This window comes from Pseudomonas sp. Z3-6 (genome assembly GCF_051131985.1).
Taxonomy (GTDB): domain Bacteria; phylum Pseudomonadota; class Gammaproteobacteria; order Pseudomonadales; family Pseudomonadaceae; genus Aquipseudomonas; species Aquipseudomonas zanjanensis.
In genome coordinates, this window is record NZ_CP071644.1 from 930,785 (window position 1) to 949,841 (window position 19,057).

Sequence of the window (19,057 nt, forward strand, 5' to 3'; positions counted from 1 at the left end):
GGGGGTCGACCAGGCGACCCCGCAGGTTGTATTCGGCGCCAGGCTCAAGCCTGGCGCCCGATCCAATTAGCTTGCGACGATGTTGACCAGCTTGCCGGGCACGACGATCACTTTGCGAATCGTCAGGCCATCGACGAAGCGCAGCACGTTTTCGTTGGCCCGTGCAGCGGCTTCGACTTCTTCGCGAGTGGCGGCGGCCGGCATTTCGATCTGGCCGCGCAACTTGCCGTTGACCTGGATGACCAGGGTCAGGCTGTCCTGCACCAGCGCGGTTTCGTCCACCAGCGGCCAGCGTGCATCGATCACCGGGTCGGCGTGACCCAGTTGATTCCACAGCTCGTGGCTGATGTGCGGCGTGATCGGCGCCAGCAGCAGCGTCACGGCTTCCAGGCCTTCGTGAATCAATGCGCGATCCTGCTCGGTGCCTTGGGCGGCTTTTTCCAGCACGTTCATCAGCGTCATCACCTGGGCGATGGCGGTGTTGAACTTGTGGTTCTGGCCGACGTCATGGCTGGCCTGCTTGATGGCCAGGTGGATCGAGCGGCGAACGGCTTTCTGCTCGTCGTTCAGGCCGGCGACGTCCAGTTTGCCCGGCAGGCCCTGGGTGACATGGGCTTGGGCCAGGCGCCAGACGCGCTTGAGGAAGCGGTGCGAGCCTTCGACGCCGGAGTCGGACCATTCGGCGCTCATGTCAGGTGGCGAGGCGAACATCATGAACAGGCGGCAGGTGTCCGCGCCGAACTGGTCGATCATCGACTGTGGGTCGACGCCGTTGTTCTTCGACTTGGCCATCTTCTCGGTGCCGCCGATTTCCACCGGCAGGCCGTCGGCGATCAGCTTGGCGCTGATGACCTTGGCCTTGCTGTCGCGTTCGAGTTCGACGTCGCTCGGGTTGAACCAGGTGTAGGCACCGTTGGCTTCGCGACGATAGTAAGTCTCGGCGATCACCATGCCTTGGGTCAGCAGGTTCTTGAACGGCTCGTTGGAGCTCACCAGGCCTTCGTCGCGCATCAGCTTGTGGAAGAAGCGCGCATAGAGCAGGTGGAGAATGGCGTGTTCGATGCCGCCGATGTACTGGTCCACTGGCAGCCAATGGTCAGCCGCGGATTTTTCCACCAAGCCACCTTCATAGTGCGGCGAGGCGTAGCGGGCGTAGTACCAGGAGGACTCGACGAAGGTGTCCATGGTGTCGGTTTCGCGCTTGGCTGGCGCGCCGCATTTCGGGCAGCTGCACTCATAGAACTCAGGCATGCGTGCCAGGGGCGAGCCGGCGCCGTCGGGTACGACGTCTTCCGGCAGGACCACAGGCAACTGGTCTTCCGGCACCGGTACGTCACCGCAGGTGTCGCAATGCACGATCGGGATCGGGCAGCCCCAGTAGCGCTGGCGGCTGATGCCCCAGTCACGCAGGCGGAACTGGGTGCGCGAGGCACCGAGGTTCTTCTTGATCAGGGCGACTTCGATGGCGTCGAACGCACCGGCGAAATCCAGGCCGTTGAACTCGCCGGAGTTGATCAGCTCGCCGTGTTCGCCGTAGGCGTCCTGCCAAGGTGCCGGGGTCTGGTCGCCGGCGCTGGTGCGCACCACCGCCTTGACCGGCAGGTTGTACTTGTGGGCGAATTCGAAATCACGCTCGTCGTGGGCCGGCACGGCCATGACCGCGCCGTCGCCGTAGTGCATCAGCACGTAGTTGGCGACCCACACCGGCAGCTTCTCACCGGTGAGCGGGTGCTCGACGAACAGCGACGTCGGTAGGCCTTTCTTCTCCTGGGTGGCGACGTCGGCTTCGGCGACGCTGCCGCCTTTGCATTCGGCGATGAACGCCTGCAGCTCAGGGTTGTTGCGGGCGGCCAGGGTCGCCAGCGGATGCTCGGCGGCCACGGCCACATAGGTGGCGCCCATCAGCGTGTCGGGGCGGGTGGTGAAGACTTTCAGGATGCCGGCTTCGCCGATGGAGGCGACGTCGTACGGGAACTGTACTTCCATGCCCCGGGACTTGCCGATCCAGTTGCGCTGCATGGTCTTGACCTGCTCGGGCCAGCCGGTCAGCTCGTCGAGGCTCTCCAGGAGTTCATCCGCATAGGCGGTGATCTTGAAGTAGTACATCGGGATCTCGCGCTTTTCGATCAGCGCGCCGGAGCGCCAGCCGCGCCCGTCGATCACTTGCTCGTTGGCCAGTACGGTCTGGTCCACCGGGTCCCAGTTCACGGTGCCGTTCTTGCGGTAGATCACGCCTTTTTCGAACAGGCGGGTGAACAGCCATTGTTCCCAGCGGTAGTAGTCGGGCTTGCAGGTGGTCACTTCGCGGGACCAGTCCACCGCCAGGCCCAGGCTGCGCAGCTGGGATTTCATGTAGGCGATGTTTTCGTAGGTCCACTTGGCGGGCGCCACGTTGTTCTTCATCGCGGCGTTTTCCGCCGGCATGCCGAAGGCGTCCCAACCCATGGGTTGCAGGACGTTCTTGCCTTGCATGCGCTGGTAGCGGGAGATCACGTCGCCGATGGTGTAGTTGCGCACGTGCCCCATGTGTAGCTTGCCGCTGGGGTAAGGGAACATCGACAGGCAGTAGTAAGTCTCCTTGCCTGGCTGTTCACTGACTTCAAAGGACTTTTTCTCGTCCCAGAACGACTGGGCGGCGGCTTCGATTTCACGGGGCTGGTAGTGTTCGTGCATGGCTACTTTTGTACTGAATGGGGTGGCCCAATCCTCTTCGTGGCGATGCTGGGCGCAGACGACGCCGAATGTGGCGTTTTCGATGCCCAGCCAAGCTGGAAGTGGAGTTACAGGAAGCGCCGTAGCATACATGACCGCGCTCTACCGAGGGAAACCTTAGATTGCGTGTCGACCATCGACGACCCCAGGCGATGACCCGTGTTCAGGGCCGTTGGTCGCGGCGCCCTGCCGGTTTGCCCAGCGAAGCTAAGCTTCTCAATGGGGAGTGAGTCTTATCTTCAATGAGGTGAGGGATGGTTGAATCACAACGAAAAGTCGCTACACCTGAGTTGTATGAAAAATTGATCGATCGTCTCGGGGTGGCCCTGGACGCTGCAAGAACCGCCGGTCGCTTGCGTGATGAGCGCCCGGCAGAGCTGGAACTGCGTGGCTTGAGCCCCGCAGAGTTCGAACTGGTCAAGGCCTACCTTGAGCAGGTCGGGCACCAGGCCCCTGCGATGGGGGCCCAGGCAAACAAGCGTCTCGATGCGCCCCGTTCGGCCAAAGTCGTGTGGCTCAAGGACCGGACGCCTGACAAGGATGCTGTAAAGGTCCGGTCACTGCAGTTCAAGTAACGCCGGATTCACGCGTGTCGCTTTTTTTGATTCAAGGTTTTTTCGAATCTGTTGTCGCTTTGCGTCAACCCACCTAGGCTTCGGGCATCTATGGAGATGCCCGATGCCGTTTCGCTATTTCATCAAACAACTTTTATTGCCCCCCGGCATTCTTTTGCTGCTGTTGGCGCTTGCCTGGTGGTGGCGCCATTCACGACCGCGCCTGGCCCGCCTGTGTTTCGTCGCGGGCTTGGGCGGCTTCTGGCTGATGAGCCTGCCGGTGGCGGTGCAGTGGAGCGCCAAGGCCTTGGAGCGTGATCCACCGCTGCTGCGCAGTGACTGGGCGACCCTGGCCCAGCGTGCCGACGTCATCGTGGTGCTGGGCTCCGGTCGCGAGCGCGGTGACCCGGCCTGGGGAGCCGACCAGCCCACCGGTGTGGGGCTTGAGCGTCAGCGTTATGCGGCGCGGCTGGCCAAGGCTTCGGGCTTGCCCGTGCTGACAACCGGGGGCTTGCACTACGGCACCCCGCCCAGCGAGGCCAGGCTGATGGCTGACTCGATGCGCGATGATTTCGGCGTGACCGTGCGCTGGCAGGAAGAGCGCAGCCGCACGACCTGGGAAAACGCCCAGATGAGCGCCGAAATCCTGCTGCCCGCCGGCATCAAGCGAGTGGTGGTGGTCACCCAGGCCTGGCACATGCCGCGGGCGGCCTGGAGTTTCGAACGCTCGGGATTTGAAGTGGTGCCGGCACCTGTGGGTTTCCTGGGCCAGGACAACGCCCGGCCACTGGGTGGCTGGATGCCGGAGTTCAAGGCGATCTGGCAGTCCGGGCAACTGATGAACGAGGCGGTGGGGCTGGTGGGGTATTGGTTGTTTTATCGCTGAATAATTGAAATGAACGCTATTGTGGCGAGGGAGCTTGCTCCCGCTGGGTCGCGAAGCGGCCCCAAAAAAAGGGCCTGCTGCGCAGGCCAGCGGGAGCAAGCTCCCTCGCCACAGGGTTTTTCATTCACATGGGGGGAACGAGTTAAACCGTCCTGGCCATCCGGCTCGCCATCAGCGCCCAGCCCAGCAACAACACGCACAAAACGATCAGCGGCCACGAGCGCCATTGCAGGTACGGGGTCAAGCCGTGCATCGGCACTACTTCGCCATACAGGATGCCGCGCTCGAATTGCGGGATCTGTGCGGTGATCTGGCCAAAGGGGTTGATCAGGCCGGTCACGCCGTTGTTGGTGGCGCGGATCATCCAGCGGCCGGCCTCCAGGGCGCGCATCTGGGCCATTTGCAGGTGTTGCAACGGGCCGATCGAGGTGCCGAACCAGGTGTCGTTGCTGATGGTCAGCAGCAGGTCGCTGCGCGCCGACAGGCTGGCGGCGAACTCCGGGTAGACCACTTCATAGCAGATGAACGGCGCGATCTGGTAACCCTTGGCTTGCAGCAACGGCTGGTCGGCCGGGCCCCGGGCGAAGTCCGACATGGGCAGGTCGAAGAAGGCGATCAGGCCCCGCAGGATGTCCTGCAGGGGCACGTATTCGCCGAACGGCACGAGCTTTTGCTTCAAATAAGTACCGTCACCTTCGCCGGTCACGGTGATGCCGTTGTAGTAACGCTTTTCGTGGCGCACCAGTTGCCGGATCGGCACGCCGGTAATCAACGCCGACTGCCGTTCGGCGGCGAAGTTGCCCATCATGTCCAGGTAGCCTTGGGCGGATTCCTTGAGCACCGGCACCGCGGTTTCCGGCCAGATCAGCAGGTCGACGCGCTTGGAGGCGAAGCTCATGTCGCGGTACAGCGCCAGCTGCGCGTTGAGCTGGTCGGGGTCCCACTTCATGCTTTGTTCGATGTTGCCCTGGATCGCCGCGACACTCAGCGGGTTGCCCGAGGGGCTGGTCCAGGCGTGGCCCTTGAGCGCCATGCCGGCCACCCATGGGCCGATCAGCAGCAACACGCCCGCGGCAATAAAGCCTTTGCGGGCGCCGCGGAGCAATCGGGGCGCGTTGTACAGCAGCGCGGCGGTCAGGGCGAGGGTGAAGGAGATCAGCCACATCCCGCCCAATGGCGCGAGGCCGGCCAGGGGGCCGTCGAGCTGGCTATAGCCGGAATACAGCCACGGGAACCCGGTGAGAAACCAGCCACGAAACGCTTCCTGGCCCAGCCACAGCGCGGCGAATGCCAGGGCATCGGCCAGTGGCGCCTCGTTGCGGCGCAACCAGCGCGCCCACAACCAGGCGGGCAGGGCGAAGAACCAGGCGATGGCGGCGATGAACAGCAGCATCAAGAACCCGGCGAGCAGCACCGAGGCGCCACCGAAGTTGTGGATGCTGACGTAGATCCAACTGGTGCCGGCGCCAAACAAACCGAAACCGAAACACCAGCCACGGCCCAAGGCCTGGCGCGGCGAAAGCTCGCGCAGCCCGGCGTAGAACAAACCGACCGCCAGCAATGCCAGCGGCCAGATATCGAACGGCGCCAAGGCCAGGGTGGTGATCGCACCGGCCGCCACGGCCAGCAAGTTACCGGGCCAGCCGGGGCGGGTTGTCCAGCGCATGTGTGTCCTTAGCGGGTCTCGCAGGGGTTATCGGCCAATGGGTGACAGGCGCAGCAAGTGAATCCGACGGCTGTCGGCATTCAGGATACGGAAGCGCCAGGAGCCGATTTCCGTGGTTTCGTTGCGCTTGGGCAGGTGCCCGAAAGCACTCATCACCAGGCCGCCGACGGTGTCGAACTCATCGTCGGAGAACTGGCTGTCGAAGAATTCATTGAAGTTCTCGATTGGCGTCAGGGCCTTGATCAGGAAGTCGCCGCTGGGCAGTGGCTTGATGTAGCTGTCTTCCTCGACGTCGTGCTCGTCCTCGATGTCGCCGACGATCTGCTCGAGCACGTCTTCGATGGTGACCAGGCCAGCCACGCCGCCGTACTCGTCGATGACGATGGCCATGTGGTTGTGGTTGGCGCGGAATTCACGCAGCAGCACGTTCAGGCGCTTGGACTCGGGCACGAAGGTGGCCGGGCGCAGCAGGTCCTTGATGTTGAAGCTGTCGCCGTTCTCCTGGAGGATCAGCGGCAGCAGGTCCTTGGCCAGCAGCACGCCCATGACATCGTCATGGCTCTCGCCGACGACTGGGTAGCGCGAGTGAGCGGAGTCGACCACGGCGGGCAGGAATTCACGCGGGGTCTGGGTCGCCTTGATGCTGACCATCTGCGAGCGCGGGACCATGATGTCCCGCACTTGCAGGTCAGCGACCTGGATGGCGCCTTCGACGATGGCCAGCGCTTCGCTGTCCAGCAGTTTGTTCTGGTGTGCATCGCGCAGCAGCTCCAGCAGCTCCTGGCGGTTTTTCGGCTCATGGGCAAAAGCCTGGGTGAGCTTGCCCAGCCATGACTTCTGCCCGTTGGTCGATCGATCTTCGCTCATAGCGATTACTCTGAATCCTTTGTCGTTACAGGTTGATGTATCAGTGTTCGTCGCCGGCGTAGGGGTCGGGATGACCCAGCTCTGCAAGCAACGTTCGTTCCAGCGCTTCCATTTCTTCGGCTTCGTCATCTTCTATATGGTCGTAACCCAATAGATGCAAGCAGCCGTGAATCACCAGATGGGCCCAATGGGCCTCGGATGTCTTGTCTTGTTCCGCCGCTTCACGTTCCACCACCGGGACGCAGATCACCAGATCGCCCAGCAGCGGGATGTCGAGCAGTTCGTCGGGAACATCGGCGGGGAACGACAGCACGTTGGTGGCGTAGTCTTTTTGTCGCCAGGTGTGGTTCAGTTCACGGCCCTCGGCTTCGTCCACCAGGCGGATCGTCAGCTCGGAATCGGCGCTGCGCTGGCGCAGGGCCAGTTCGCACCATTGGCGGAACTGGGCTTCGCTGGGGGCGGCGTGTTCACAGGCCACTTGCAGGTCGAGTTCAAGCATTGCGGCCATTGCCTTTGCTTTCGGCCAACTCTTCCTCGGCGCGATGCTCGAAACGCTCGTAGGCTTCGACAATGCGCTGCACCAACGGGTGGCGCACGACGTCCTTGGGCATGAAATGCGTGAAGCTGATGCCCGGCACGTCCTTGAGGACCTGGATCACATGGTTCAGCCCGGACTTGGTGCCCTTGGGCAAGTCGACCTGGGTGATGTCCCCGGTGATGACTGCGGTGGAGCCGAAGCCGATCCGGGTCAGGAACATTTTCATCTGCTCGACCGTGGTGTTCTGGCTTTCGTCGAGGATGATGAAGCTGTTGTTCAGGGTCCGACCACGCATGTAGGCCAGCGGCGCGACCTCGATGACCTGGCGCTCGATCAGCTTGGCGACGTATTCGAAGCCGAGCATTTCATACAGCGCGTCATAGAGCGGGCGCAGGTACGGGTCGATCTTCTGGGCCAGGTCGCCGGGCAGGAAGCCGAGTTTTTCACCCGCTTCGACCGCCGGTCGCACCAGCAGGATACGCCGCACCTGTTCGCGTTCCAGCGCATCGACGGCGCAGGCCACGGCCAGGTAGGTCTTGCCGGTACCGGCCGGGCCGATGCCGAAGTTGATGTCGTTGCCGAGGATTTCCTTCACGTAGCGCTGCTGATTCAAGCCGCGCGGGCGAATCATGCCTTTTTTCGTGCGCAGGGCCACGGCAGGTTCCGACGGGGCGGGGTTGTCGAGTTCTTCGACAGCCGACTCCTGGAGGAACAGGTGGACCGTGTCCGGCGACAGCTCGCTCCCCTTGGTTTCCCGGTAGAGACGGCGCAGCAGGTTTTCCGCGGAGGTGGTGTGCTTGGGTTCGCCGATCAGTTCGAACTGGTTTCCGCGGTTGCGGATCTCGATGGCCAGGCGCTGTTCGATCAAGCGCAGATGCTCGTCGAATTGCCCGCACAGATTGGCGAAGCGGCGAGCCTCAAAGGGCTCGAGAATAAAGCGATGTGGTTCGATGGGTGCGTTCAAGGTCGTTTTTAGCCGCCCAGGGGCAATTAAGGTGAAATCAAGGATAACGCCAGTAGGCTGGGTGCGAAAGCTCTTAAACAGGCGAATCTGGTTCCGGCGACCGGCGCGGTCTTTTGTGGGAGCGGGCTTGCTCGCGAAGGCGGTCTTACATTCAGCGCATGTGTTGTCTGATCTACCGCTTTCGCGAGCAAGCCCGCTCCCACAGGGGAATAAGTGCTCACTGAATGAGCGAACCCCGCAGCGAGTGCGGTTGCGCGGCGTCGATGTGCACGTCGGCGAACTGGCCGATCAGGGCCGGGGTGTCGCAGCGGAAGTTGACGATGCGGTTGTTTTCGGTGCGTCCTTGCAGCTCGCCCGGGTCTTTTTTCGAATAATCGGTCACCAGAATCCGCTGGACGGAACCGACCATCTGTCGGCTGATCTCGAAGCCCTGCTGGTTGAGGCGGTGTTGCAAGGCGTTGAGCCGTTCTTTTTTCAGTTCTTCCGGGGTTTCGTCCGCCAAGTCGGCCGCCGGGGTGCCAGGACGCTGGCTATAGACGAAGGAATAGGAGAAGTCGAAGCCCACGTCTTCGATCAGCTTCATGGTCTGCTGGAAGTCTTTCTCGGTTTCGCCTGGGAAACCGACGATAAAGTCCGAACTGATACAGATCCCCGGCACTGCCGCACGCAACTTGCGCAGCTTGGATTTGTATTCCAGCGCCGTGTGGTTGCGTTTCATGGCCGCAAGGATCCGGTCGGAGCCCGATTGCACCGGCAGGTGCAGGTGCTTGACCAGTTCGGGGACTTCGGCGTGGGCCTGGATCAGGCTGTCGGAGAACTCCAGCGGATGAGACGTGGTGTAGCGGATGCGGTCGATGCCATCCACTGCCGCCACGACGCGGATCAGTTCGGCGAGGTCCGCCAGGCGCCCGTCATGGGTCAGGCCGCGATAGCCGTTGACGTTCTGCCCCAGCAGGGTCACTTCGCGTACGCCGTGTTCCGCCAGGTGGATGATTTCGGCGATCACGTCGTCGAACGGTCGGCTGACTTCTTCGCCGCGGGTGTAAGGGACCACGCAGAACGTGCAGTACTTGCTGCAACCTTCCATCACCGACACGTAGGCACTTGGGCCGTCGATGCGCGGTTCGGGCAGGTGGTCGAATTTTTCGATTTCCGGGAACGAGACGTCCACTTGCGGCAGCTTGGTGCTGCGCGCGGCGTCGATCATCTCCGGCAGGCGGTGCAAGGTCTGCGGGCCGAAGACCACGTCCACGTAGGGCGCGCGATCACGAATGGCGGCGCCTTCCTGGCTGGCCACGCAACCGCCCACGGCGATGACCATCTCCGGGTTGGCCAGCTTCAGTTCGCGCCAGCGGCCGAGCTGGGAGTACACCCGGTCTTGGGCGCGTTCGCGGATCGAGCAGGTGTTGAGCAGGATCACGTCCGCGTCTTCAGCGCGGGCGGTGACTTCCAGGGCCTGGTGTTCACCCAGCAGATCGACCATGCGCGAGCTGTCGTACTCGTTCATCTGGCAACCGTGGGTTTCGATGTAAAGCTTCTTGGCCATGGACGGGATCATCACGTGATTCAAAGAACCGCGCATTATAGAGAACAAGTCCCTGGGTTCCCACCGCTGTGCGAGCAGTGGCTATGCTATAGTTCGCGCCCTCATTTTTACCCGCCGATGTGTTTCGCCAGCCATGACCAAACGTGAAGCTCCAATCTACAAGGTGATTTTCCTCAACCAGGGCCAGGTGTTCGAAATGTACGCCAAGCAGATCTATCAAAGTGATCTGTGGGGTTTCCTGGAAGTGGAAGAATTCGTCTTTGGCGAGCGCACGCAAGTGGTCGTCGATCCGAGCGAAGAAAAGCTCAAGGCGCAGTTCGAAGGCGTGGTGCGCAGCTTCGTGCCGATGCACTCGATCGTGCGCATCGACGAAGTCGAACGCTTGGGCACCCCGAAAATCAGCGAAGCCCGCGGCGCGGTCGGCAATGTGATGCCGTTTCCGATGCCGATGCCTGAGAAGTAAGACTTAAAACCGAGTTGCCCTCATTCGCGAGCAAGCCCGCTCCCACACTGGATTGTCTGCGAACACATTATTTGTGAACACCGGAGATCTATGTGGGAGCGGGCTTGCTCGCGAAGGGGCAGGCAAGGGCAAAGCAAAAATCAGGGCAACGGCGAAAAAGGCGTACGCCCATCGGCGTTCTGCAATTCCATCAGGTATTTGCGAAAGATCTGGCCCAGCACCTGGGTCGCCACTTCCAATTCATCGCGAGGCATCTGCTCGGCGACTTCGTCGGCGGTGTCCAGGGCTTCTTCGGCGCCGTTGACCGCGGCCATCTTCAGCACGATGTAGGCCTGGACGTTGTTGGCCGGCACGCCTTCGCCATGGAAGAACATGCCGCCGAGCTTGAATTGCGCCTGGGCATGGCCTTGCAGCGAGGCTTTTTCGAAGTAGTTGAGGGCTTGCTTGAGGTCGCGGGGTGCAGCCTTGCCTTCGTAGTAGAACTCGCCCAACTCGTATTGCGCTTGTGCATCACCTGCGTCCGCCGCTTTTTGACAGGCGTCGAGTGCCGGTGCGAGATCTTGTGGCTGGGTGTTGAGCGTGCAACGGCCCAGCGCCGGGATCAACAACGAGTTGCCGCCTGCCTGTGCATTCGCCAGCAGCGGCTGAAGGAGCAACAGGCAGCCCAAGGCAAGGGTGCGGCCGGTGCGGTTCATGGGAATCGACTTACCTCTGAGGGGCGCGCGGACCCTCCGGGGGATCCAATAAGCGCGCATTATGAAATAAGCGGGGCCATCCTTACAAAGTCTTTACTCGTTTTTCTGCTGCGAGGGAATGCTAATAGCAGCTTCGGGCATAAATACGTAGGAAAAGGGCGGGGGGTTGTCAGCAATCACTGACGCCGGCGTCAGCCAGCGTCAGTTATCCACAGGCTTACTTCAGTGCCGCGAAGGCCCGTTCGGCCGCGTCGAGGGTGATCTTCAGCTCGGTCTCGCCATGGGCGATGGAGGTGAAGCCGGCTTCGAACGCACTCGGGGCCAGGTACACGCCGCCGTCGAGCATCAGGTGGAAGAAACGCTTGAACCGATCGGCATCGCTGGCCATGACGTCTTCGAAAGTGACGATGTCATCGGCGCCGCTGAAATACAGGCCGAACATGCCGCCGGCCTGGGTGGTCACGAAGGGGATGCCGGCCGCATCGGCGCGGATCTGCAAGCCGTCGAGCAGGCGGGTGGTGTAGTCGGTCAGTTCGGCGTGGAAGCCCGGGCGACTGATCAGGCGTAGCGTGGTCAGGCCGGCGGCCATGGCCAACGGGTTGCCCGACAGCGTACCCGCCTGGTAAACCGGGCCCAGCGGGGCGATGCACTCCATGATCTTGCGTTTGCCGCCGAAGCAGCCCACCGGCATGCCGCCGCCGATGATCTTGCCAAAGGTGCTCAGGTCCGGCGTGACGCCGTAATGGGCCTGGGCGCCGCCGAGGGCCACGCGAAAGCCAGTCATCACTTCGTCGAAGATCAACACCACGCCATGCTGGTCGCACAGGCTGCGCAGGCCTTCGAGGAAACCCGGCGCCGGTGGTACGCAGTTCATGTTGCCGGCCACCGGCTCGACGATGATGCACGCCACTTCCTGGCCGACTTCGCCGAGCATCTTCTCGACTTCTTCGAGGTCGTTGAACGGCAGGGTCAGGGTGTGCTTGGCGAAGGCTGCGGGTACGCCGGCCGAACTCGGCACGCCTTGGGTCAGTGCGCCGGAGCCGGCCTTGACCAGCAAGCTGTCGGAGTGGCCGTGGTAGCAGCCTTCGAACTTAATGATGCTGTCGCGACCGGTGTAGCCCCGCGCCAGGCGGATTGCGCTCATGGTCGCCTCGGTGCCGGAGCTGACCATGCGCACCATTTCCATCGACGGCACGATCGAGCAGACCAGGTCGGCCATCTCGGTTTCCATCGCGGTCGGGGCGCCGTAGGACAGGCCGTGGACCAATTGCTTGCGCACCGCATCCAGCACGTCCGGATGGCTGTGGCCGAGGATCATCGGGCCCCAGGAGCCGACGTAGTCGACATAGCGCTTGTCGTCTTCGTCGGTGACGTACGCGCCTTCGGCGTGCTTGAAGAACAGCGGGGTGCCGCCGACGCTCTTGAACGCACGAACAGGCGAGTTCACGCCGCCGGGGATGTGTTTCTGGGCATTGGCAAACAGGGTTTCGGAACGGGACATGGTTGGGCTCTCGAAAACGAAAAATGGACTATTTGATCTGCAGCAGCGCGTTGAAGGCGCGGGCACGGCGCGTCACTTCAGTGGTGCTGTCGGCGCCGAACAGGCCGTGGACCACCGCCAGCAGGTCGACCCCGTGGGCCACCAGCGGGGCGGCGTTCTCCAAGGTGATGCCGCCAATGGCGCAGACCGGGATATGCAGTTTGAGGTGCGCCTGTTCGAGCAGTTCAAGGTTTGCGCTGGGGGCGCCGGGCTTGGTGTTGGAGTTGAAGAAGCGCCCGAACGCGACATAGGTGGCGCCTTCGCTGGCGGCCTGTTCGGCCAGTGCCAGGCTGGCGTGGCAGGTGGCGCCGACGATTGCCTTGTGCCCGAGCAATGCCCGTACCGGCGCCAACGGGCCGTCGGTCTGCCCCAGGTGCACGCCGACGTCCAGGCGTGCGGCCAGCTCGGCGTCGTCGTTGATGATCAACTGGGTCTTGTAGCGTTCGCACAGGTTGCGCAGGGCTTCGGCTTCCCGCAGGCGGCGGGCCTCGTCGCTGCTTTTGTCGCGGTATTGCAGCAGGGTCACGCCACCTTCCAGCGCCGCTTCTACATAAGCAAGGAACTTGCCGGCCAGCAATTGGCTATCGGTGATGGCGTAAAGGCCACGTAATTTCATTCCACAGGCCTCCGGTGCTACGAGCAGAAATCCAGCGGCAGGCGACGCGGGACGAACTGGCCTTTGCCCAGTTGTTCGGCATCGCGCAAGGTGCGCCAGGTGTAGTCCAGCGCTGTCTTGACGGCGCTGGCGAGCTGTTCGCCCTGGGCCAGCCGACCGGCGAGGGCGCTGGCCAGGGTGCAGCCGGAACCGTGGTAGCTGCCAGGCAAGCGCTGGCAGGTAAAGGTTTCGCGGCGGCCATCGCGGCTGTACAGGCGATTATGGACTTCATGTTCGTCGCCGTGGCCACCGGTGATCAACAGGTGTTTGACGAAGGGCAGCAGTTTTTCCGCGCACTCGTCGGCGCTGCCGTCGGGCAGTTCGGCGAGGATGCGTGCTTCAGGCAGGTTGGGGGTGGCGATGATCGCCAGGGGCAACAGGCGTTCGCGCATGGCGTAGCCGACCTCATCCTTGCCCAGGCGCCCACCACCGCCGGCGCGCAGCACCGGGTCGCAGACCATCGGCAGGTGCGGGTGCGCCTGGAGCAGTTCGACCACCGTGTCGACCATTTCCAGTGAGCCGAGCATTCCCAGCTTGACTGCTGCCACTTGGGCATCGTTGAGCACGGCATTGGCTTGCGCCAGCACCCACTCACGGTCGAGCACACGGAAATCGCTGACGTTGACGGTGTCTTGCACGGTCAATGCGGTAACGGCCGGGGCGGCGTGACAACCCTGGGCGAGCAGGGCTTCGATATCTGCCTGCAAGCCGGCGCCACCACTGGGATCATGGCCGGAGAGACAGAGGACAACGGGGCGAGAGCTGTAGATATTCATGGTGCGCGAGCTTACCACCAAACCTGTTTTATCGGTGGTAGGACTCCGAGGGTTTTGTGCTGTGTGTGCTTTTGTGGCGAGGGAGCTTGCTCCCGCTGGACCGGGCTGGCGCTCCAGTGCGCAGCGCTCCCAAAAACCGGGGCCGCTTCGCAGCCCAGCGGGAGCAAGCTCCCTCGCCACATTGATCCGTCAGTTATCGACCTGACCAATGCAACAGCTCTATCTCAATGCTTTGCTCTGAAACGCCCGTTCTAGAGCCCTCTGTCGGAAAAATTTCAATGGTGCAAATTGGCCATCAACGGCTATGCTAGAGATGGATCCAACACATAACAGGTAATGCCGGTTTTACGTCTACTCAGGGAATGGGGGGCTTCCTGACTCAACCGGACAGGCCACACTGGGGCTTAAATGCGCTATTTGCTGATGTTGCTGCTGTGCTTGCCCTCGCTGGCAAGTGCCCTCGAATTCGATGAATTCACCCAAAGCCTGCCCTTGGGCCATGCCCTGCAAGTGTTCGAAGACGCGGCCGGCACGGCCACTATTGACGAGGTCCTGGCCCAATCCGCGGCGGGTGCTTTCAAACCCCACGATAAAACCACGCTGAACGCCGGTTACTCCCGGTCAGCCTTCTGGCTGAAAATCGACCTGCACTATCGCCCCGCCAATCCGGACGCCCAGCGCACCTGGCTGCTGGAACTGGCGTACCCGCCGCTGGACCACCTCGATTTGTACCTGCCCGACGCGGCGGGAGCTTATCGCCTGGTTCGCCAGACCGGTGACGCGTTGCCATTCGCCAATCGCGAAATCCGCCAGAACAATTACTTGTTCAGCCTGGCGTTCAAGCCCGAGCAGCGGCAGACCGTCTACCTGCGCCTGCAAAGCCAGGGTTCGATCCAGGCGCCGTTGACGCTGTGGTCGAGCACCGCGTACCTCGAGCAACAGCCGGTGCGCTTGTATGTGCTGGGCATCATCTATGGCGTGCTGCTGGGGATGCTGGTGTACAACCTGTTCATCTACCTGAGCGTGCGCGATACCAGCTACCTCTATTACATCTTCTATATCGCCTCGTTCGGCCTGTACCAGTTGTCGGTCAACGGCGCCGCCGTCGAATACTTCTGGCCGGACAACCCCTGGTGGGCCAACGCCGCGACACCGTTCTTCATCGGTTGCGCGGGGCTGTTCGGCAGCCAGTTTGCCCGCAGCTTCCTGCAAACCGCCCAGCATGGCCGCTGGATGGATCGCTTGCTGCTCGCATTGATCGCCTACAGCGCCGTGGTGGTCGGCCTGTCGCTGATGACCAGCTATGCCCTGGCGCTGCGCCTGGCCACGGCGTTGGCGCTGGTGTTCACGGTGGCGATCTTCGCCGCCGGGCTGTTCGCCTGGTGGCGTGGCCTGCGGGTGGCGCGTTATTTCATCATTGCCTGGTCGGCGTTTCTGCTGGGAGGCATCATCAATACCTTGATGGTGCTGGGTTACCTGCCGAACGTCTTCCTGACCATGTACGCCAGCCAGATCGGCTCGGCCATCGAAGTGGCGCTGTTGTCCCTGGCCTTGGCCGACCGCATCAATGCCATGCGCGAACAGCAGGCCCAGACCCTGTTGGACGCCGGGCAGAAACTCGAAGTGCTCAACCAGCAACTGGCCCACGGCAACAAGCTCAAGGATGAATTCCTCGCCACCTTGACCCACGAACTGCGCACGCCGATGAATGGCGTGATCGGCTCCCTGGAGTTGATGGAAACCGTCGAGATGGACGAGGAACTGACCCAGTATCAACAGACCGCCGCCGGTTCGGCGCGGGACATGATGCGCATGGTCAACGGCATGCTCACCCTCACCGAGTTGCAGGCCGGCAAGCTCAGGGTCTATCCGGCGCCGTTCAGCCTGCGCGGGGTGGTCGATGCGCTGCAGGTGCAGTTCGGCGCCAATGCCGCGGCCAAGGGCCTGGATTTCAAGGTCGACGTAGCCCCGGGCCTGGCGGACCGCTTGCTCGGCGACAGCGGCAAACTGGCCCAAAGCCTGGAATGCCTGCTGGACAACGCCATCAAGTTCACCCGGGTGGGCGGCCTGGCCCTGCGTGTCAGCGGCCGGCCGACGGAGTTTGGTCGGGTGGTGTTGTCTTTCGCCGTCATCGACACCGGGATCGGTTTTACCGACCTGGGGGAAGCGACCTTGTACCAGCGCTTCTTCCAGCTCGACGGCTCGATGACCCGGGAATACGGCGGTCTCGGCGTTGGCCTGGCGATCTGTCGGCAATTGGTGGAACTGCTGGGCGGACGCCTGACCCACACGTCCGAGCCCGGTCGCGGCAGCCGTTTCCAGCTGGACGTGGAATTTGACGTCGCCCTGCCAGCGGCGGTCCCGACGCCGTTTTCCTTCGGGGCCCGCCAGGGCTCGCGCCAGCCCCAGGATTGCACGGTGCTGCTGGCGGATGACAACAACATCGATCAGTTGGTCATGCGCGGCATGTTGCTCAAGCTGGGTTATCGGGTGCGCACCGCCGACAGCGGCCGCGCCGCGCTGGAGTTGCTGCACGGCGAGCGCTTCGATGCGGTACTGCTCGATTGCCAATTGCCGCCGTTGGACGGTGTGTCGGTTTGCTGCCAGATCCGCGCGTTATCCGGCTGTGAAGAGCTGCCGGTGCTGGTGGTCAGCCCGAACCTGGGCCAGGCGTGCTGCCCGTCGGGCGCGTTGATCGATTACCTGAGCAAACCGGTGAAATTCGAGGCATTGCAGGCGACGCTCCAGCGTCGGGTACTGTGCCCAAGGCAGGGCGAAAGCGCCGATATTTAGGCGTATATGACACTTTGTTCGGCCTGGAGGCGGTGCTTAACTGAATCCCTGCCGATCGAGGAGCCCTGTCATGAACCTGCATCAGTTCGCTGAAACCCACGACGTCACCAATCAGCCGCCGTCCCTGGATGGCGCCAACCTGTACCGCATCGACCTGCCGCTGCAACAGTGGTCGCAGCGCTTTGGTGCCGGCTGGGCGCAGGCGCGGATCGATGCGTATGGGGCGCTGGCCGGTGGGCCGTTGATGGAAGCAGGCTTCCTCGCCAACCAGAACAAGCCGGTGTTCTCCAGCCATGACCGTTATGGCCATCGCATCGACCTGGTGGAATTCCATCCCGCTTATCACCAGTTGATGCGCACCGCCATTGAACATGGCCTGCCCAGTTTGCCCTGGGCCCAGCCACAGCCCGGTGCGCATGTCGCCCGTGCCTCGATGACCTATCTGCACAGCCAGGCCGAAGCCGGCACCGGTTGCCCGCTGACCATGACGTTTGCCAGCGTGCCGGCGCTGCGCTTGCAGCCGGACCTGGCCGAGCGTTGGATGCCGAAGGTGCTGGCCACCGAATACGACCCGCGCAACGTCGGCATGGCCCACAAGGCCGGGGTGACCCTGGGCATGGCGATGACCGAAAAACAAGGCGGCACCGATGTGCGCGCCAACACCACCAAGGCCTATCCGGTGGGCGCCAGCGGCCCGGGCCAGGCCTATGAACTGGTGGGCCACAAATGGTTCTGTTCGGCGCCCATGTGCGACGCCTTCCTCACCTTGGCCCAGACCGACAAGGGCCTGACCTGTTTCCTGCTGCCGCGCCATCGCCCCGACGACACGCGCAATCAGTTCTACATCCAGCGCTTGAAGAACAAGCTGGGCAACTGTTCCAACGCCTCCAGCGAAGTCGAGTTCCGTGGCGCCCTGGCCTGGATGGTCGGTGAGGAGGGCCGAGGCGTGCCGACGATTATCGAGATGGTCGCCATGACCCGCTTCGATTGCATGGTCGGTTCCAGCGCGCTGATGCGCCAGGCGCTGACCCAGGCCAGCCATCACTGCGCGCACCGCAAGGTCGGTGGCAAGCTGTTGAGCGAACAGCCGCTGATGCAAAACGTCCTGGCGGACCTGGCGCTGGAAAGCGAGTCCGCCCTGGCCCTGAGCCTGCGCATGGGCCGGGCGCTGGACCACTTGAACGATGAGCACGAGGCCAAGTTCGCCCGGCTGGTGACGGCGGTGGGCAAGTACTGGATCTGCAAGCGAGCCCCCGCGATGATCAACGAAGCCGCCGAATGCATGGGCGGCGCTGGCTACGTCGAGGACAGCATCCTGCCGCGCCTGTACCGGGAGGCACCGGTCAACTCGACGTGGGAGGGTTCCGGTAATGTGCAGTGCCTCGATGTATTGCGGGCTCTGTCCAAGGAACCGGGCGTGCTCGAGGTGCTGTTCAACGAACTGGGCGACGGCCATGGCGACAAACGCCTGGCTCGTCATGTCGACCAGTTGCACGCCGCATTCAAGGACACCGACGACATCCAGTACCGCGCCCGACAATTGACCGAAGACATCGCCGTGGGCCTGCAAGCCAAGCTGTTGCTCGAAGCGGGCAATAGCGAAGTCAGCGATGCGTTCATCGCCAGCCGCCTGGGTTCGACCGGCCGGGTGTACGGTGCCTTGCCGAGGGGCTTGAATGTCGAGGCCATCGTCGCCCGCTCGACCCCGCACGGCTTTTAAGAAGACTCAGGTCGGCACAGGCCCCTGTGGGAGCGAGCCTGCTCGCGAAAGCGTCGGCCCATTCAGCATCTGTAGTGGCTGATACACCGCTATCGCGAGCAGGCTCGCTCCCACAGTGGACCTGAGTCGTACACAGCATCGGAGTACGCCACCAAACCTTGTGGGAGCGAGCCTGAGTCGTACACAGCATCGGAGTACGCCACCAAACCTTGTGGGAGCGGGCTCGCGAAAGCGTCGGCCCATCCAGCATCTGTAGTGACTGATACACCGCTTTCGCGAGCAAGCCCGCTCCCACAGTGGGACCTGGGTCTTACACAGCATCGGAGTACACCACCGAACCTTGTGGGAGCGGGCTTGCTCGCGAAAGCGTCGGCCCATCCAGCATCTGTAGTGACTGATACACCGCTTTCGCGAGCAAGCCCGCTCCCACAGTGGGACCTGGGTCTTACACAGCATCGGAGTACACCACCGAACCTTGTGGGAGCGGGCTTGCTCGCGAAAGCGTCGGCCCATTCAGCATCTGTAGTGACTGATACACCGCAATCGCGAGCAGGCTCGCTCCCACAGTGGACCTGAGTCGTACACAGCATCTGAGTACGCCACCGAACCTTGTGGGAGCGAGCCTGCTCGCGAAGACGTCGGCCCATTCAGCATCTGTAGTGACGGATACACCGCTTTCGCG

The 19,057-nt window shown here is 62.7% G+C and carries 15 protein-coding genes; 5 read left to right on the top strand and 10 right to left on the bottom strand.

Annotated elements, in window-relative coordinates; all coding sequences use genetic code 11:
• Nucleotides 1-66: 66 nt before the first annotated feature.
• The gene (gene leuS, locus J3P88_RS04215) at nucleotides 67-2,673 is read right to left on the bottom strand and encodes a leucine--tRNA ligase (protein WP_434574150.1); all 2,607 of its coding nucleotides are present in this window, start codon (nucleotides 2,671-2,673) and stop codon (nucleotides 67-69) included.
• Nucleotides 2,674-2,966: 293 nt separating this feature from the next.
• On the opposite strand from leuS, the gene J3P88_RS04220 reads away from it, so the two are divergent.
• Together J3P88_RS04220 and J3P88_RS04225 are read left to right on the top strand one after the other, a co-directional pair.
• Nucleotides 2,967-3,287 carry a hypothetical protein gene (locus J3P88_RS04220; RefSeq protein ID WP_434574152.1) on the top strand — a complete coding sequence of 107 codons (321 nt, stop codon included), beginning with the start codon at nucleotides 2,967-2,969 and terminating at the stop codon, nucleotides 3,285-3,287.
• A 103-nt stretch (nucleotides 3,288-3,390) separates the two neighbouring features.
• Nucleotides 3,391-4,152 (top strand): YdcF family protein, encoded by a 762-nt coding sequence (locus J3P88_RS04225; protein WP_434574154.1) that lies wholly within the window; start codon nucleotides 3,391-3,393, stop codon nucleotides 4,150-4,152.
• 142 nt (nucleotides 4,153-4,294) lie between these two features.
• Here the strand turns inward: J3P88_RS04225 and lnt are convergent, their stop codons facing one another.
• The 5 genes from lnt to miaB form a co-directional block, all read right to left on the bottom strand.
• Nucleotides 4,295-5,818, bottom strand: coding sequence for an apolipoprotein N-acyltransferase (gene lnt, locus J3P88_RS04230; protein ID WP_434574156.1), 1,524 nt, complete (start codon nucleotides 5,816-5,818; stop codon nucleotides 4,295-4,297).
• 27 nt (nucleotides 5,819-5,845) lie between these two features.
• On the bottom strand, nucleotides 5,846-6,685 hold the full coding sequence (locus J3P88_RS04235) for an HlyC/CorC family transporter (protein ID WP_186706560.1): 840 nt from the start codon (nucleotides 6,683-6,685) through the stop codon (nucleotides 5,846-5,848).
• A 40-nt stretch (nucleotides 6,686-6,725) separates the two neighbouring features.
• Nucleotides 6,726-7,184: an rRNA maturation RNase YbeY gene (gene ybeY, locus J3P88_RS04240; RefSeq protein WP_186730301.1), complete on the bottom strand. Its 459-nt coding sequence runs from the start codon at nucleotides 7,182-7,184 to the stop codon at nucleotides 6,726-6,728.
• On the bottom strand, nucleotides 7,177-8,187 hold the full coding sequence (locus J3P88_RS04245; RefSeq protein ID WP_434574158.1) for a PhoH family protein: 1,011 nt from the start codon (nucleotides 8,185-8,187) through the stop codon (nucleotides 7,177-7,179). Before J3P88_RS04245 ends, ybeY begins: the two co-directional genes overlap by 8 nt.
• A gap of 217 nt (nucleotides 8,188-8,404) precedes the next feature.
• On the bottom strand, nucleotides 8,405-9,733 hold the full coding sequence (miaB, locus tag J3P88_RS04250) for a tRNA (N6-isopentenyl adenosine(37)-C2)-methylthiotransferase MiaB (RefSeq protein WP_434574160.1): 1,329 nt from the start codon (nucleotides 9,731-9,733) through the stop codon (nucleotides 8,405-8,407).
• Between the two features lie 133 nt (nucleotides 9,734-9,866).
• Between miaB and J3P88_RS04255 the strand changes: the two genes are divergently transcribed.
• A complete protein-coding gene (locus tag J3P88_RS04255) occupies nucleotides 9,867-10,196 on the top strand; it encodes a DUF1820 family protein (protein ID WP_003185742.1) in 330 nt (109 codons plus the stop codon).
• Between the two features lie 140 nt (nucleotides 10,197-10,336).
• On the opposite strand, the gene J3P88_RS04260 is transcribed toward J3P88_RS04255, so the two are convergent.
• The 4 genes from J3P88_RS04260 to J3P88_RS04275 form a co-directional block, all read right to left on the bottom strand.
• Nucleotides 10,337-10,891 (bottom strand): tetratricopeptide repeat protein, encoded by a 555-nt coding sequence (locus J3P88_RS04260; RefSeq protein WP_053188388.1) that lies wholly within the window; start codon nucleotides 10,889-10,891, stop codon nucleotides 10,337-10,339.
• A 217-nt stretch (nucleotides 10,892-11,108) separates the two neighbouring features.
• The gene (gene hemL, locus J3P88_RS04265) at nucleotides 11,109-12,392 is read right to left on the bottom strand and encodes a glutamate-1-semialdehyde 2,1-aminomutase (protein ID WP_186706555.1); all 1,284 of its coding nucleotides are present in this window, start codon (nucleotides 12,390-12,392) and stop codon (nucleotides 11,109-11,111) included.
• Nucleotides 12,393-12,420: 28 nt separating this feature from the next.
• Nucleotides 12,421-13,047, bottom strand: coding sequence for a thiamine phosphate synthase (thiE, locus tag J3P88_RS04270; RefSeq protein WP_434574162.1), 627 nt, complete (start codon nucleotides 13,045-13,047; stop codon nucleotides 12,421-12,423).
• 17 nt (nucleotides 13,048-13,064) lie between these two features.
• Nucleotides 13,065-13,862 carry a hydroxymethylpyrimidine/phosphomethylpyrimidine kinase gene (locus J3P88_RS04275; RefSeq protein WP_186706553.1) on the bottom strand — a complete coding sequence of 266 codons (798 nt, stop codon included), beginning with the start codon at nucleotides 13,860-13,862 and terminating at the stop codon, nucleotides 13,065-13,067.
• Nucleotides 13,863-14,270: 408 nt separating this feature from the next.
• On the opposite strand from J3P88_RS04275, the gene J3P88_RS04280 reads away from it, so the two are divergent.
• Together J3P88_RS04280 and J3P88_RS04285 are read left to right on the top strand one after the other, a co-directional pair.
• Nucleotides 14,271-16,655 carry a 7TM diverse intracellular signaling domain-containing protein gene (locus tag J3P88_RS04280; RefSeq protein WP_434574165.1) on the top strand — a complete coding sequence of 795 codons (2,385 nt, stop codon included), beginning with the start codon at nucleotides 14,271-14,273 and terminating at the stop codon, nucleotides 16,653-16,655.
• Nucleotides 16,656-16,725: 70 nt separating this feature from the next.
• Complete coding sequence (locus J3P88_RS04285) at nucleotides 16,726-18,375, top strand: acyl-CoA dehydrogenase family protein (protein WP_434574166.1); 1,650 nt, start codon at nucleotides 16,726-16,728, stop codon at nucleotides 18,373-18,375.
• The last annotated feature ends 682 nt before the right edge of the window (nucleotides 18,376-19,057 follow it).